This is a genomic window from Burkholderia sp. AU45251, from assembly GCF_030482905.1.
Taxonomy (GTDB): Bacteria; Pseudomonadota; Gammaproteobacteria; order Burkholderiales; family Burkholderiaceae; genus Burkholderia; species Burkholderia aenigmatica.
Map to the genome: position 1 here is coordinate 590536 of NZ_JAUJQH010000001.1, position 14935 is coordinate 605470.

Below are 14935 nucleotides of genomic sequence, written 5' to 3' on the forward strand. Positions count from 1 at the left end.
GGCAGCCGGCGTGGATAGCATTCTTGCGTGGTGACGGTTCCCGGACCCCTATCGGCCCGCTCACCCGCCCCTGTCGCAACGCTCAGATCGGGAAACTCATGAAACAGCGCGCCATGCCGGCCCGAGGCCGCGTCCTGCCGGGCCTCGGCACACGCCTGCTGAGCGAGCTCACGCGCAGCGGCGCGCCGCCGGCCGACCGCGACGCACAGCCGCCGCAACCGGCGACGACGTCGGGCGATTTCATCGCGCTGTACCGCGACGCGATCGAACGGCTCGAAGCGCAGGTCGCGCGCGGCGACGGCCACCCGCCGATGCGCAAGCGCGAAGTCGACCTGATGTGCCGCTGCCTGCTGAGCTGCGCAACGCTGGCCGACGCGATCCGCTGCGCACGCGAATTCTGCGAGATGCTGACGCCGCGCGCCGGCGCGCTGTCGCTCGCGGTGCGCGACGGGCGCGCGACGTTCCGGATGGATTCGCTGCGCCGCACGCGCAGTCCGGCCGCGTGCCTCGTCGACCTGACCGGGTTGTTCTGCTATCTGCAGTTGTTCGGCTGGCTGATCGGGCAGCCGTTGCGGCCAATCGACGTGTGGCTCGGCCATCCGCGCCGCGACGACGCGATGCCGCTGCTCGGGCTGTTCAATGCGCCGGTCGAGGTCGGCCGCAAAACCTATGGATTCGCATTCGATGCGGCGCGGCTCGAATGCCGTGTGATCCGGCAGCCGGCCGAGCTCGACGCATTTCTCGTCGATTTTCCGTTTCGTCTGATCGATGCGGCGCCAGCCGTCGTGTCGTGGGCGCAGCAGGTGCGCGGTTTTCTCGATGCCGCGCTCGCGCATGAGCAGGCGTTGCCGGCGCTCGCCGAGCTGGCCGCATGGCTCGGCGTCAGCGAGGCAACGCTGCGGCGGCGGCTGGTAGCCGAAGGAAGCGGTTATCACGCGCTGCGGGAGCAGTGTCTCGCCGAGGCCGCGCAACGCTGGCTGCGCGAGTCGGACTGGGCGGTCGCGCGGATCGCTGCCCATCTCGGATTCGGCGGCGAGGAAGCGTTCCGCCGCGCGTTCGTCCGGTGGACGGGTATCGCGCCGAGCCGGTTCAGGCGCGATTGCACGGCTGCGTCTTCTCCCGTTTCGTCAGACATGAAACGCAGCACCGACGCATAAAAGAAAGGATTTCGAAAGTTTTTGCGCGGTAATGACGTTTTTTCGCATCCCCGCGCGGCCGGACAATTGACGCGCCGGAGCGCACGCCATTACCCTTGCGCGCTGATGGTTCCCGGAGACGGGATCAAAAGGGAACGCAGGAGAGGCCCACCTCGAATCTGCGGCTGCCCCCGCAACTGTGAGCGGCGAATCCGTGCCACTGCATGCCACTGGGAAACCGGGAAGGCCGGCACGAATGACGACCCGCGAGCCAGGAGACCTGCCATCGACCCGAGGTCCAAGCAGCCGCACCGGGCGGGGTGTCCCGGCGCGCCCGGCACCGCCGTTGGCGGTCGCCCGTTGCATGGACGGCCCGACCTCAGGATCCGCCCGATGTCCACCGTTACCGCATCCGCTTCCGCGCCGGAAGCGTCGCGCCGGCACGCCGCCGGCATGCACGGCCCGCCTGCTCACGCGTGCCGTTCCATCTCGATCGCGCCCGCCGGCATGCGCCGCGCCGACGCCCACAGCGACGGCGCGCTGGGCTCGGTCCCGCGATAACCCGATCACCGATAACAAGACCGGCGCTGCCCGCCGCCCGCTCACGATCGACGCATGCGCAGCCCGACAACAACGACAGCCTCATGAAGATTCGACACCTCCTTGCCACGTCCGCCGCGACCGCGCTCCTCTCGCCCCTCGCCCACGCCGCCGGCGACACCGCGGCGTCGCGACCGGCCCCGGCCGCCGAAGGCACCGACCTGCCGACGATCAACGTGACCGACACGCGGCGGCTGCCCGAGTCGTTCGACCAGCGCTATGCGACGACCCAGGTCCTGACGCGTACCGATCTCGACCGGCTGTCGCCGAGCGACCCTAGCATCACGCAAGCGCTCGCGACGCTGCCCGGCGTGACCGTCTCGCAGAACGGCGGCCCGGGTTCGTCCGCGTCGGTCAGCATCCGCGGCTCGTCGGCAAGCCAGGTTGCCGTGTTCATCGACGGCATCCGGATCGGCTCGTCGACCACCGGCATCGCGCCGTGGTCCGACCTGCCGACCGAAGCATTCGAACGTGTCGAAGTGATTTCGGGGCCGGCCGCCGCGTCGTTCGGCGCCAACGCGATGGGCGGCGTCGTGCAGCTCTTCACGCGCCGCGCCGGCAACCAGCCGAACCAGACCACCGTGTCGTTCGGCGGCGGGTCGAACAAGACGTTCGACACGCAGCTCCGCACGTCGGGCACGGTGCCGTCGACCGGGCCGCTCGCCGCGCTCGGCGGGCTCACCTACTCGCTCGGCCTGCACTCGTACAACACGGCCGGTATCGATGCGACGCGGCCGTTCGCGTACGGCCATGAGGACGGCCGCAACCCATACCACGCGCAGGATCTCGACGCGCGCCTCGGCTACGCGCGCGACAACTGGTCGATCTCGACGTTCGCGCTGTATCACCGCTCCGATCTGTCCTACGACAACAGCGGCTATGCGAACCGCCAGCTCGATCATCAGCTGACGACCGGTATCGCGTTCCACCTCGATATCACGCCGGACACGCAGTTCGACCAGTCCTTCGGTTATTCGAACGATCGACAGTTCCTCTATGCAAGCGATCCGACCATCCCGACCGACCAGATCAATTCGCAACGCATCAGCACGTCGACGTCGTTGACGCATCAGGAGCGCGGATTCCATCTGTTCGGGCTGCCGCTGTCGGGCGAGACCAAGCTCGCGTACGACTTCACGCGCGAGCAGGCGTTCCTGCCGGTCGACGCTCCGAACGGCGTGCCGACGCGCAACGATTCCGCGTTCTCGCTGCACCAGTCCGCGACGCTCGGCAGCGTGACGATGTTCCTCGCGGGGCGTCATGAAATCATCGCCGGGCAGTCGGTGAATACGGGTAACGCGGCGCTGTCCTGGGCGATCACGCCGGTGTACACGGCCCGCGTGTCGTACGGCAATGCGTTCCGGCTGCCGACGTTCAACGATCTGTATTACCCCGGCTACGGCAATCCGAATCTCAGCCCGGAACGCAACACGTCGGTCGAGGCTGCGGTCGATGCGAACACGTCGTACGGCACGTTCACGGCGGCGATCTACGACACGCGGGTCACCAACCTGATCGCGTACAACCCGGCGACGTTCTCACCGATGAACATCGGTCGCGCGCATATTCGCGGGATCGACCTGTCGTACAAGGGGACGATCGGCCGCTCGACGCCGGTGAGCGTCGCGGTCGGGATCCTGAATCCGCAGGACGAGACCAACGACTCGTGGCTCAACCGTCGGCCGCGCCAGACGGTCAGCCTCAACATCGACCACACGTGGGACGAACTGCATCTGCATGCGTTGAGCACGGGGGCGTCGCTGCTTTATGGCGGGACGACGTTCGACGATCCGGCGAACTCGACCTATCTGCCGTCGTATCTGACGGTGGGCCTGCGTGCTTCGTATCGGATCAATTCGCACCTGACCGTGTCGGCGACGGTGTCGAATCTGTTCGATCGGCAGTACATGACCGCGTATGGGTACAACACGCTTGGGCGGACGGCGTTCGGGAAGGTGAGTTATACGTTCTGATCGGGGCGGGACGGCCTTGGTGCGACGTGCAGCGAGGCCGCCCATCGGAAAGCTGTGTCCAGCGCCACCGGACATATGATTGGCTTACAACAGCGTCCGCACCGGCTTCATCAAGTGGTTGGCGCTTGCCCCCTCGCTCTAAATCCCCGATATTCGCCAAGCGCAGCCACGCGATCCGCTTCAACCGATCGCGGGACATCCATTTCCGGCACCGCGTGACCGCCCCACGCTCATCCCCGCTCTTGGGATTATGATGGCCCGATCGGCAGCCACGGAAGCGGCCTGCCCGCGCTTCCCCGATACCTATTCCGTCACGCAACACGCAATCTCGAGCGCGGCGACTGGAGTGAACCATGGATCAAGACGAAGACTTCATCGTGCGCACCATGTCGGCCGACGAGGTAGCCATGTCGGTCGATTGGGCGGCGGCAGAAGGCTGGAACCCCGGCCTGCACGATTCATCCTGTTTCTGGAATGCGGACCCGGCCGGGTTCTTCGTCGGCGTCTGGCGCGGCGAGCCGATTGCGTGCCTCGCCGCTGTCGCCTACGACGAACGCTTTGGCTTCATCGGTCTCTACATCGTGAAACCCGGGTTCCGCGGCCAAGGCTTCGGCATCCGAATCTGGCAACACGGCATGCGGTACCTCGGCGTCCGCAACATCGGGCTCGATGGTGTCCTGGCTCAGCAGGCGAACTACAGGAAGTCCGGATTCGAGCTCGCGTACCGCAATATCCGCTACGAGGGGCGTGTGGGCGGCATCGGTTGCGCGCACGTGGTGGCAGCGGGCGACGTGCCGTTCGAGCAGTTGCTCGCCTACGATCGCCAGTGCTTTCCCGCGGCGCGCGAGCGTTTCGTCTCCGCGTGGATCGCGCAGCCGGATGCGGTTGCGCTCGCGACGCTCGACGCCGGCCGTGTCGCCGGATACGGTGTCGTGCGCCGCTGCAAGACCGGCTGCAAGATCGGCCCGCTGTTCGCCGATGACGCGGGCGTGGCCACCGGGTTGTTTCGCGCGCTGGCGGCGCGCATGCCCGGCGAGATCATCGTGCTCGACGTGCCGGAAACGAACCCGGCGGCCGTCGCGCTGGCGGAACGGCACGGCATGACGAGCGTCTTCGAAACCGCGCGGATGTACACGAACGACGCACCGGCGATTGCGCTCGATCGCGTGTTCGGGGTCACGTCGTTCGAGCTGGGGTGATCGTCACGAAAACTGAACCTGTCGAGCGTCAACCCATGAACGGCAAACCACACAAGAACGACATCAGCATCGGCCCGGATCGCTGGATCGAATTCGGCGACCTGACGGGCGAGCAGGCGCAGGCGGTCGCGATCGATCCCTGTCTGGCAGGGATCATGCCGTTGCTCGATGCACTGGAGACGGACTGCGTCGCCGAATGCTGCGGCATCGACGCGTTCGTTTTCTGGCCGGACGAGATCGCGGGTGCGGTGGGCACGCGGAATCGCGCAGCGCTGGCGCAACTCGCTGACGAGCTGCTGACGGTTCGGTGTTCGATCGACGCGTTGCCGTCCGATCTCGTCGTCAGCACCCGAATGAACCAGTATTTTCCGAAAGCGGTCATGCTCGAGTTGCTCGCGCATCTCCTGACGACGGTCGACGCCATCCGGTCGCAACGCGATGCGCGCGATGCGTCAACCTAGATGACACCGCGCATGCCCGCGACGACCTGAATTACGCCGAATCCCGCGATGACCGCGGCCGACACGCGCGACAGCCCGTGCATGAACGCGAACGACATCTTCGTGCGCAGCGCGGCGGTCGCGCTGCTCAGGCACAGCCACCACGTCGCGGAACCGATGAACACACCGGCGACCATCAGCGCCACGGCCGATCCCATCGCCCCTTCCCGCCCCCCCGACAGCGGGCCGAGCGCCGCGAAAATCCCGACGAACGACAGGATCGTCATCGGGTTCGACAGTGTCAGGCCGAACGTCGTCACGAAATCGCGCAGGACGGACGTGCGCGGCAGGTCGCGTTGCAGCGTCGACGCGGCCGGCGCCTGACGCGCGATGGTCCACGCCAGCCACACGAGGAACGCGCCGCCGCCGATTTTCAACCCGACGGTCAGCATCGGGAAGGCTGTGACGATACCCGCGATGCCGAGCGCACCGAGCAAGCCGTAGATCGCATCGGCGCACGCGGCGCCGACGCCTGTTGCGAATCCCGCCTGAAAGCCGCGGCTCAGGCTGCGCTGGATGCACAGCATGCCGATCGGGCCGACCGGCACCGCGATCGACAGCCCCATCACGACGGATTTGATGAACAGCATTGCCTGCTCCTTGCAACATGTAATGTGTTGAACAGGCATCGTAGGGAAAGTCCGGTCATCGCTGAATGCGGTTTTTAAGGAAAAATGGCTGCTCCACCTTAAAAAAAACCGCCTCGATGGATGATCTGGACTGGAAGGTAGTGGCGCTGTTGCAGGCCAACGGCCGCATCAGCTACACGGAGCTGGCGCGCCAGGTGCACCTGTCGGTGCCGGCGGTAACGGAACGCGTGAAGCGTCTCGAGGCGGCCGGCGTCGTCGCGGGCTACACGGCCCGGATCAATCCTGCCGCAGCCGGCTATCCGGTCAGCGCGCTGATCGGCATCACGGTGCAGCAACCGGCGAAAGCAAAATTCCTCCGGTTGCTGGAGACGATTCCCGAAGTCGTCGAATGTCACCACGTGACGGGCGCGGACTCGTACATGATGCGGCTCGTCGCGATCAGCATGTCCCATCTCGAGCAACTGATCGAACGCATCAACCTGTACGGCGAAACACGCACGTCGATCGTGATGTCGACGCCGCTGCCCGCGCGCGGTTTCGCGCGGCCGCCGTCGCAGCGCGACATCACGCGCGATTGACGCATCGAAAAGCCCCGTTCGCTTTCAGCGCGATCATCCCGACAAGCAGCTATCGTGCCATTACGATCGGCATCCACGACGACTTCATCGACCCGGAAGGCCGTCGCGCCCCGATGGCCTTCCGGGGCACGACGCAGGGCCTCCGGCTTCAACCTCACAGCGGCGATCAAGCCCTTCGCCCTAGGTAACGCGTGCGTAACGCGGGCCCTGCGTTACGTAGCATCGCGCAGAAACGCTGTCGCCAACTCCAGCCCTCATGATTCATACTCGCCGCACCACGGGAGCGCCATTCCCGGAAAGGACAAACAATGAACACCCCGTGTGAAGTGCTGAAAGCCGCCGACATCGCAGCGATGGAACCGGAACACTCGGTCCATCCGTTGAACGGCAATGCTGTCCGCCTGAAGCGGTCGCTTGGCGACGCAACCGGACTGACACAACTCGGCTTCCATCTGATGACCTTGATGCCCGGACACGAATCCACCGAATACCACCGGCATCTCTACGCGGAAGAATGCGTCTATATCCTGTCGGGAACCGGCGAAGCAGTCGTCGATGGCCACACCTATGCGATCGGCCCGGGCGACTTCATGGGATTTCCGCGCGGCGGCAGCGCGCACACGATGCTGAATACCGGCGATCTGCCGCTGGTCTATCTCGTGGCGGGCGACCGTCCGGAACACGACGTGTGCGACTATCCGAAGCTCGGCAAGCGGCTGTACAAGGCGGGCGCCGACAAGGTCTTCGTGGATCTCGGCACGGCTCCTGCGTGACGCACGCATCGCCCGTCACACGATCAGCGTCACCCCGGCCCACGCAATCAGTACGACGCCCAGCGCACGCCCGATACGTTCGCCGCCGGGCAGGATCTTTTCCGCGAACACGATCAACGACAGCGCCGCGATCCACACGACGTTCATCACGCCGCCGACGAACAGCAGCGCCATCAGCAACCAGCAGCAGCCGACGCAATACAGGCCGTGCCGCACGCCGAGCAGGAAACTGCCCGCGACGCCCGGTCGCCAGTGCGCGACCAGGAACCCGGCCGGCGCCCGGCATTGCCGCAGACACGCGCGTTTCAGCGGCGAGAACTGATAGAGCCCGGCCAGCGCCAGCACGATCGCGGAAAGGGCGGCGCTCTTCGACCACAGCATCATTGTGGAGATCAGCCCCGTCGGCTGCAGCATCGCCTGAAGCAACGCCGCGCCGATCGAGAAGGCGAGCCACGCGGCAAGGTAACCGCTCAGCAGCGACACCGACGTGAACGCCGAACCCGCCCCGTCCGCGCCACGTTGCCGCAGCACACGCCGGTACAGCATCACGAGCGGCGCCGCGCCGGGCGTCATCATCGCGATCATCATCACCCACCACATCACGATCACGGTCGGCAGCGACGGATCCATGCTACCCATGACGTTCGCCAGGCGATGCGGAAAGAACGCGACGGTCGTCATCTCCAACGCCGACATGCCGGTGCCCGCCCCGGTCCACAGGTAGAACCAGCACAGGCCGACAAGCGTCGCCATGCCGAGCAGCGTGATGACGCACTCGCGCGCGAGCCAGTGACCGACGGGAATCATGCCGCGACGCGATGCCGGATCAACCCGTGGTTGTTCAGGTGCAGCCGCGCGAACTGCGCATAGGTGCCGTCGAGCGTCAGCGGAATATGGCCTTGCGAGCGCGACGTACCCGAACCGATCTCGGCCAGTTCGTATTCGAAACCGTTCGGCAGGTCGATCCGCGCGCGATGCTCGGCGCCCGTCACCGGATTGCGGATGGGATCGCCCGCGACGTCGAACACGCCGTCGACGTGAATCCGGCCACGCCGCGCGTCGACATCGACGTCGAAATCGATCTTCGTGAAGATCGGATCGAACGCCTGCTCGAGCGTGGACGCAAATACCGAGAACATCGTCGCAAACGGATCGGTATCCTGACCGGTCATGATCTTCAGCACCGCGTCGCGCTGCGCCGGGCTGGCGCGCTCGTCGACGATCGGCTGGCACCGGCCCCCGCCCTCGTGGATCGCCCCCGGCCACTCGAACACGACCGCGATCCGGACGCCGTCGAGCACCACGTCGCCGTAGTGGCCGCTGTCGATCGAAATCGCCCCCATCGCTGCGCAATTGCCGTTGGTCGGCAACGCATTGAACTGACAGGGACAACCGTATGAGCAATTGCAATTGATCAATTCGATGCCCTGAATCTCCCACGGCGTCATGACTCCACCTCGCGCTCGGTGACACGTGAACGCTTCGAATCTAGTGCACGCCAAAGAGGAAATCAAAGCCGCGATTGTGGCCCGAATCGACGCGTGAAAACCGTGTTTTCAGCGCTCATGCAAGACGCTTCGACAGGATTGCGCCGGGCCGCGCCGGCGGGCGGCGGCTCGGCCGAATCTCACGCGAATCTCACACGACCAGCGACGCGACGATCGCACACCACAACGCACTTGCGCCGCACAGAAACACGCGCCGCGCGACGAACATCCGCGACTCGTCGTCGGGTGTCTTCATCGGCGATGTCGCGAGAAACGGCACGCTGACGAGGCATGCGAACCCGGCCAGCGCCGGCAGGATCACGACGTAGTCGCCGAACCGCCACGGCAGCGGCTCGTGCCACCCCCAGTAGCCGAGAAACAGCATGCCCATCGAAAACATCGTCGCGGCGGCCGAACTGAGCGCGACCACCGAACCCGTCGGAAATTGCATGGGAGCCTCCCCGCGCGCAGCGTGCGCGACGCCGGATCATTATCCCGGTACGGAAGGAAAAAGCACAACGACAGCCGATGGCGGCGGATGGGTGGCGACGCGCGTGCCGGCGTCTGCGCCGACCAGCGCGTCGACGGACCGGAACCCGATCCCGTTGGCCGGTTGCCCCTGCGGCGCGAGGATCCGGGTGCGGCACTGACGATTGCGGCGATGCCGCATGGACGATCGTTGTCACGGATTGACAGCGATCGGTTTTGCGTGAAAGAAGCGCCAGCCTTTCAACCCGGCTTCTTCGCAGCCTGCACGACGGCAATCCAGCCGACCACCGCCGCCGCGACCCAGCAGCACGCGATCATCAGATCGAGATCCATCCAGCCTTCGAAATTCGCGCTGTTTTCGAAACTGCAGCGCTGATGGCCCCTGACCCACACGCAACCACTGATGAACTGCTGGATGTGCATGTAAACGCTGTAGACGGCAAATGCCGACGCAATGACCGTGAGCCGCAAACGAACGTTCTTTTTCATGTGACGCGAATGCCGATGGGAAAGCCTGTGCCGATCTTACGGCAACGGCAACCTGCCCGGCAATCCGTCGCATCCAGACCCGCCCGGATGCCCGCTCACCCGTCGACCCGCCTGATCGTCCTCAGGCAGTCCGCCGCCAGTTGCTGATAGATCCGCGTGCCGTTCGCCTTCGCATCGATCTCCGCGTCGCTCAGCCGCCGCACGACACGCCCCGGCATGCCCGCGAGCAGCACGCCGCGCGGTACGTCGTAGCCGGCCTTCACGAACGCGCACGCGGCGACGATCGTCGTCGCGCCGATCGTCGCGCCGTCCATCACGACCGCGTTCATCCCGATCATCGTGTCGCGTTCGAGCGTCGCCCCATGCACGATCGCGCCGTGGCCGATGTGGCTGTTCACGCCGAGCCGGCACGTCTCGCCAATCCCGACGTGCAACACGCAGCCATCTTGCACGTTGCTGCCGTCTTCGACGACGATCGCGCCGAAGTCGCCGCGCAGGCTCGCATGCGGGCCGATGTAGCAGCGCGCGCCGATCGTCACGTCGCCGATCACGACCGCGCTCGGGTCGACATACGCGGACGGATCGACGCGCGGCCGCATCCCGTTGAATTCGAACAGCGGCATCGGTCAGAGCGCCGCGACCGCTTCCGGCACAAGCGCAAACAGGTCGCCGACCACACCGTAGTCGGCCACGCTGAAGATCGGCGCCTCCGGATCCTTGTTGATCGCGACGATCACCTTCGAATCCTTCATCCCGGCCAGATGCTGGATTGCTCCCGAGATGCCGACCGCGACGTACAGTTGCGGGGCGACGATCTTGCCGGTCTGGCCGACCTGGTAGTCGTTCGGCACGTAGCCGGCGTCGACCGCTGCGCGCGACGCGCCCAGTGCGGCATGCAGCTTGTCGGCCAGCGGCTCCAGCACCTTCGTATAGTTCTCGCCGCTGCCCAGCCCGCGGCCGCCCGACACGACGATGCTCGCGCTCGTGAGTTCCGGACGGTCAAGCTTCGTCACTTCACGGCTCACGAACTGCGACTTGCCAGCGTCGGCCGCCGCCTCGATCTTCTCGATCGATGCGCTGCCACCAACGGCTGCCACCGGATCGAAACCCGTCGCGCGCACCGTGATCACCTTGACCGGATCGCTCGACTGCACCGTCGCGATCGCGTTGCCCGCGTAGATCGGGCGCTCGAACGTATCGGCCGACACCACCGCCGTGATCTCGGAGATCTGTGCGACATCCAGCTTCGCGGCGATACGCGGCGCGATGTTCTTGCCGTAGGCCGTGGCCGGCACAACGATGTGCGAGTAGCGCTTCGCGACGTTCATCACCGTTGCTTCGACGTTCTCGGCCAGACCGTCGGCGAGCTGCGGCGCATCGGCCAGCAGCACCTTCGACACACCCGCGATCCTCGCTGCCGCATCGGCCGCCGCCTGCGCGTCGTGTCCTGCGACGAGCACGTGAACGTCGCCGCCGCCCGCTGCATTGAGCGCCTGTGCGGCAGCGACGGCATTCAGCGTTGCCGCCTTGATCGACGCGTTGCCGTGTTCCGCAATCACCAGAATCGTCATGTCCTTGCGTTCCCTGTTACAGCACCTTGGCTTCGGTCTTCAGCTTCCCGACCAGCGTCTGCACGTCCGGCACCTTCACGCCGGCCGCGCGCTTCGGCGGCTCGTTCACGTTGAGCACCTTCAGACGCGGCGTCACATCCACGCCGAGCTCGTCGGGCTTCACGATGTCCAGCGGCTTCTTCTTCGCCTTCATGATGTTCGGCAGCGTCACGTAGCGCGGCTCGTTCAGGCGCAGGTCGGTGGTAATGACAGCGGGCAGTTGAAGCGACAGCGTTTCGGCGCCGCCGTCGACTTCACGTGCGACCGTTGCCTTACCGTCGGCCACTACCACCTTCGATGCGAACGTCGCCTGCGGCAAACCCGCCAACGCAGCCAGCATCTGCCCGGTCTGGTTCGAATCGTCGTCGATCGCCTGCTTGCCGAGGATCACCAGTTGCGGCCGCTCCTTGTCGACCAGCGCCTTCAGCACCTTCGCGACACCGAGCGGCTCGACGCCTTCATTCGATTCGACGAGAATCGCGCGATCCGCGCCGATCGCGAGCGCCGTGCGCAGCGTTTCCTGCGCCTGCGCGACGCCGACCGACACGGCCACCACTTCGGTCACGACGCCGGCCTCCTTCAACCGCACGGCTTCCTCCACCGCGATCTCGTCGAACGGGTTCATCGACATCTTCACGTTTGCGATGTCGACGCCCGTCCGGTCGGATTTCACGCCGACCTTCACGTTCGCGTCGACCACGCGTTTCACTGCCACGAGCGCTTTCAACTGCCTGTCTCCTGTTCCGTTGCGTGCGCCGCGTTGCGTCAGCGCGCGGTAAACCCGCCGTCGATCACCAGCTCCGCGCCCGTCACGTAACGGCCTGCCGGCGACACGAGATACAGGATCCCGGCCGCGATGTCGCGCGGACTGCCGATCTTCGCCATCGGCACATTCGTCTGCATGTACTCGAAGGCACGATCGGGATCCTGCCCCATCTGGCGGAACGCTTCCTCGAGCATCGGCGTGCGGATATAGCCGGGATGCACCGAGTTCGCACGAATGTTCTTCGCCGCGTACAGCATCGCGTCCACCTTCGCCATCATCCGTACCGCGGCCTTCGATGCGTGATATGCGGGCACGTCGGGCCCACCGACGATCCCGTACATCGACGACAGGTTCACGATCGAGCCGCCGCCGGCCGCGTCGATATGCGGAATCGCCGCGCGCGTGCACAGGAACACGCCGTTGACGTTCACGTCCAGCACGCGCTGCCATTGCGCAAGCGTGAGTTCGTGCGTCGGCACGTTGTGGCCTTCGATGCCCGCGTTGTTCACGAGCACGTCCAGGCGCCCGAAGCGCGTGACGATCTCGCCGAACACGCGCGTCACGTCGGCCTCGTGCGTCACGTCGAGCGACCAGAACGCGGCCTGGCCGCCCTGCGCGCGGATTTCCTCGACCAGCGCTTCGGCCGGTTGCGACAGCACGTCGAGAATCGCGACGCTCGCGCCGGCGGCAGCCAGCGTGCGTGCGGTCTCCGCGCCGATGCCGCGCGCGCCGCCGGTGATCGCGGCGACCTTGCCGCGCAGGTCGAACAGGTCTTCGATGAGTTTCATGTCGTCTCCATATATTTGTTCAGACAGGCCGCCTGCATCGAGGCCGGCCGTCGAGGGCATCCGGCGTTATCGCGTATTCCGCGTCGCAAGAAAATCGAGGCATTCCCGATTGAAATAGTCGGCGTGCTCCACCATCACCCAGTGGCCGCACCGGTTCATCAGCACGAAGCGCGCATCGCGGCAGCGTTCGAGGAACTTCAGCGCGCCGCCGACCGGATTGAAGCGGTCGTCCGTGCCCCAGAATCCGAGCACCGGGGTACGCAGGTCACCGAGCGCGTCGGTCAGGTTCGGCACGCTCATCGTCGACAGCACTTCGGTCGGCTGTTCGACGCACACCCTCATCCGCTCGGCGACGAGCGCGTCTGTGACGATCGCCGGATCGTGCACGAGCAGCGTCAGCAGTTCGCGCATCGTGTCGTCATTCATCTGGCGATTCGTGAACAGCTTTACCATCCGCTGGATGCCTTCCATCCGGAAATAGGTGTCGCGATCCTCCACCCCGCCGGGCGCCATCATGATCAGCCCGTCGACTTCGTCCGGGTAGTCGAGTGCGTACTTGAGCGCAATCGCGCCGCCGAGCGAGTTGCCGAGCAGCACGGCCGGCCCGATTCCAAGCGCGTTCAGTTGCGCATGCAGCGCACCGACGAAGAAATCGAGCGTATAGGCAACGTCGGCCGGCTTCGACGACTGCCCGTAACCCGGCAGGTTGACGACGATCGCGCGATAGCCGGCCGCCGCGAACGCGGGCACGTTGTGCTTGAAGTTGCTGAAACCGCTGGCGCCCGGGCCGCTGCCGTGGATGAACACCACGGGCCGGCCTTCGCCCGCCTCGTAGTGGTGCAGGCGCAGGCCGCCCGGCACGTCGGTGAAGATGCCGGCCGGCGGCGTCGTGGGAATCGTCATCGCGGGTTGTCTCCTTCGTCGTTCGATGGATGCCTGCCACGATGATTGCGCCGCCGGCGCCGGCCGGCATCATCCTTTCAGACTACGAAGCCGCGCGCGCTTCTTCCTATCATCGGCCCACCGAAACGGAGGCAACGATGAACGGATTCGACTACAGCGGCAAGACGGTGCTCGTGACGGGCGGCACCAAGGGCATCGGGCGGCGCATCGCCGAACGGTTTCTCGCGGCGGGCGCGCGCGTGTTCGTCTGCGGACGCAGTGCGCCCGACACGCCGCCGTCGGCCAGCGGCCGCACGGCGGCGTTCGTCGCGGCCGATCTGCGCGACATCGAACAGGTCGACGCGATGCTCGCGACGATCCACGATGCGGCAGGCGGCCTCGACGTGCTCGTCAACAACGCGGGCGGCTCGCCGTTCGCGCTCGCGGCCGATGCTTCTCCGCGCTTCACCGAATCGATCGTGCGGTTGAACCTGATCGCGCCGCTTCAACTCGCACAGCGCGTGAACGCAATCATGCAGCCGCAGCCGGCAGGCGGCGTGATGCTGTTCATCGCGAGCGTCAGCGCGTCGCGTCCGTCGCCCGGCACGGCCGCGTATGGCGCCGCGAAAGCGGGCCTCGTCAACGCGGTCACGTCGCTCGCGGTCGAGTGGGCGCCGCGCGTGCGCGTATGCGCGATCAGCCCGAGCCTCGTGCAGACCGAATCGGCCACCGAAGGCCACTACGGCGACGACGCCGCGCTCGACGCGATCCGCGCGACGATTCCCGCCGGACGGCTCGCGACACCCGACGACGTCGCGTCTGCGTGCCTGTTTCTCGCATCGCCCGACGCGTCGTACACGTCCGGCGCGAACCTGCGGCTCGACGGCGGCGGCGAGCGGCCTGCGTTCCTGCGGGCGGCGCAAGCGGCCGCGCGTTGATGCGTGCATTCCCGACGGTGCGGTGCGAATCGTTGCCAGTCCTAGGGAAGTCATCTAGTTCATTTTGACGATTCCCTGCTACCGCGATCTCCCTACTCTGCCTCTCACGACAACACACAGTCGACCGTCGTCGATAC

18 protein-coding genes and 1 riboswitch are annotated in these 14935 nt (G+C 66.0%); of the genes, 8 read left to right on the forward strand and 10 right to left on the reverse strand.

The genetic code is table 11. The features are described 5' to 3' along the window. Window positions 1-98: 98 nt before the first annotated feature. The 5 genes from QZM67_RS02570 to QZM67_RS02590 all read left to right on the forward strand — a co-directional run bounded on the left by QZM67_RS02570 (window position 99) and on the right by QZM67_RS02590 (window position 5369). Window positions 99-1157 carry a helix-turn-helix domain-containing protein gene (locus tag QZM67_RS02570; protein ID WP_301800605.1) on the forward strand — a complete coding sequence of 353 codons (1059 nt, stop codon included), beginning with the start codon at window positions 99-101 and terminating at the stop codon, window positions 1155-1157. 89 nt (window positions 1158-1246) lie between these two features. Further along, a riboswitch (cobalamin riboswitch) is annotated at window positions 1247-1439 on the forward strand. A gap of 90 nt (window positions 1440-1529) precedes the next feature. Beyond that, a complete protein-coding gene (locus tag QZM67_RS02575) occupies window positions 1530-1697 on the forward strand; it encodes a hypothetical protein (protein ID WP_301800607.1) in 168 nt (55 codons plus the stop codon). A gap of 83 nt (window positions 1698-1780) precedes the next feature. Further along, window positions 1781-3709 carry a TonB-dependent receptor gene (locus QZM67_RS02580; protein ID WP_301800608.1) on the forward strand — a complete coding sequence of 643 codons (1929 nt, stop codon included), beginning with the start codon at window positions 1781-1783 and terminating at the stop codon, window positions 3707-3709. 353 nt (window positions 3710-4062) lie between these two features. Next, window positions 4063-4908, forward strand: a complete 846-nt coding sequence (locus QZM67_RS02585) for a GNAT family N-acetyltransferase (RefSeq protein WP_301800611.1) — start codon at window positions 4063-4065, stop codon at window positions 4906-4908. Between the two features lie 35 nt (window positions 4909-4943). Next, entirely contained in the window at window positions 4944-5369 is a 426-nt protein-coding gene (locus QZM67_RS02590) for a DUF6331 family protein (protein ID WP_301800613.1), read from the forward strand. Here QZM67_RS02590 and QZM67_RS02595 read toward each other — a convergent pair. Next, window positions 5366-5998, reverse strand: a complete 633-nt coding sequence (locus QZM67_RS02595; protein ID WP_175023313.1) for a LysE family translocator — start codon at window positions 5996-5998, stop codon at window positions 5366-5368. The two genes, QZM67_RS02590 and QZM67_RS02595, sit on opposite strands and share 4 nt — an antisense overlap. A gap of 116 nt (window positions 5999-6114) precedes the next feature. Between QZM67_RS02595 and QZM67_RS02600 the strand changes: the two genes are divergently transcribed. Next, window positions 6115-6576 (forward strand): Lrp/AsnC family transcriptional regulator, encoded by a 462-nt coding sequence (locus QZM67_RS02600; protein WP_301800616.1) that lies wholly within the window; start codon window positions 6115-6117, stop codon window positions 6574-6576. Between the two features lie 308 nt (window positions 6577-6884). Next, window positions 6885-7349: a cupin domain-containing protein gene (locus tag QZM67_RS02605; RefSeq protein WP_301800618.1), complete on the forward strand. Its 465-nt coding sequence runs from the start codon at window positions 6885-6887 to the stop codon at window positions 7347-7349. Window positions 7350-7364: 15 nt separating this feature from the next. Here QZM67_RS02605 and QZM67_RS02610 read toward each other — a convergent pair whose 3' ends face one another. The 9 genes from QZM67_RS02610 to QZM67_RS02650 all read right to left on the reverse strand — a co-directional run bounded on the left by QZM67_RS02610 (window position 7365) and on the right by QZM67_RS02650 (window position 13881). Continuing rightward, window positions 7365-8156, reverse strand: a complete 792-nt coding sequence (locus tag QZM67_RS02610) for a DUF2182 domain-containing protein (protein ID WP_301800620.1) — start codon at window positions 8154-8156, stop codon at window positions 7365-7367. Continuing rightward, window positions 8153-8797, reverse strand: coding sequence for a DUF1326 domain-containing protein (locus QZM67_RS02615; RefSeq protein WP_043186620.1), 645 nt, complete (start codon window positions 8795-8797; stop codon window positions 8153-8155). Before QZM67_RS02615 ends, QZM67_RS02610 begins: the two co-directional genes overlap by 4 nt. A gap of 190 nt (window positions 8798-8987) precedes the next feature. After that, window positions 8988-9287 (reverse strand): hypothetical protein, encoded by a 300-nt coding sequence (locus tag QZM67_RS02620; RefSeq protein ID WP_043186617.1) that lies wholly within the window; start codon window positions 9285-9287, stop codon window positions 8988-8990. 278 nt (window positions 9288-9565) lie between these two features. After that, window positions 9566-9814, reverse strand: coding sequence for a hypothetical protein (locus QZM67_RS02625; protein ID WP_043186615.1), 249 nt, complete (start codon window positions 9812-9814; stop codon window positions 9566-9568). 95 nt (window positions 9815-9909) lie between these two features. Then, window positions 9910-10437 carry a transferase hexapeptide repeat family protein gene (locus tag QZM67_RS02630; protein WP_301800625.1) on the reverse strand — a complete coding sequence of 176 codons (528 nt, stop codon included), beginning with the start codon at window positions 10435-10437 and terminating at the stop codon, window positions 9910-9912. A gap of 3 nt (window positions 10438-10440) precedes the next feature. Then, on the reverse strand, window positions 10441-11385 hold the full coding sequence (locus tag QZM67_RS02635) for an electron transfer flavoprotein subunit alpha/FixB family protein (protein ID WP_301800627.1): 945 nt from the start codon (window positions 11383-11385) through the stop codon (window positions 10441-10443). A gap of 16 nt (window positions 11386-11401) precedes the next feature. After that, window positions 11402-12151, reverse strand: a complete 750-nt coding sequence (locus QZM67_RS02640; RefSeq protein WP_301800629.1) for an electron transfer flavoprotein subunit beta/FixA family protein — start codon at window positions 12149-12151, stop codon at window positions 11402-11404. Between the two features lie 38 nt (window positions 12152-12189). Continuing rightward, the gene (locus tag QZM67_RS02645; protein WP_301800630.1) at window positions 12190-12978 is read right to left on the reverse strand and encodes an SDR family NAD(P)-dependent oxidoreductase; all 789 of its coding nucleotides are present in this window, start codon (window positions 12976-12978) and stop codon (window positions 12190-12192) included. Window positions 12979-13044: 66 nt separating this feature from the next. Then, window positions 13045-13881, reverse strand: a complete 837-nt coding sequence (locus tag QZM67_RS02650; RefSeq protein ID WP_301800631.1) for an alpha/beta fold hydrolase — start codon at window positions 13879-13881, stop codon at window positions 13045-13047. A gap of 137 nt (window positions 13882-14018) precedes the next feature. Here QZM67_RS02650 and QZM67_RS02655 point away from each other — a divergent pair, with 137 nt between their 5' ends. Beyond that, on the forward strand, window positions 14019-14798 hold the full coding sequence (locus QZM67_RS02655) for an SDR family oxidoreductase (protein WP_301800633.1): 780 nt from the start codon (window positions 14019-14021) through the stop codon (window positions 14796-14798). Window positions 14799-14935: the final 137 nt, after the last annotated feature.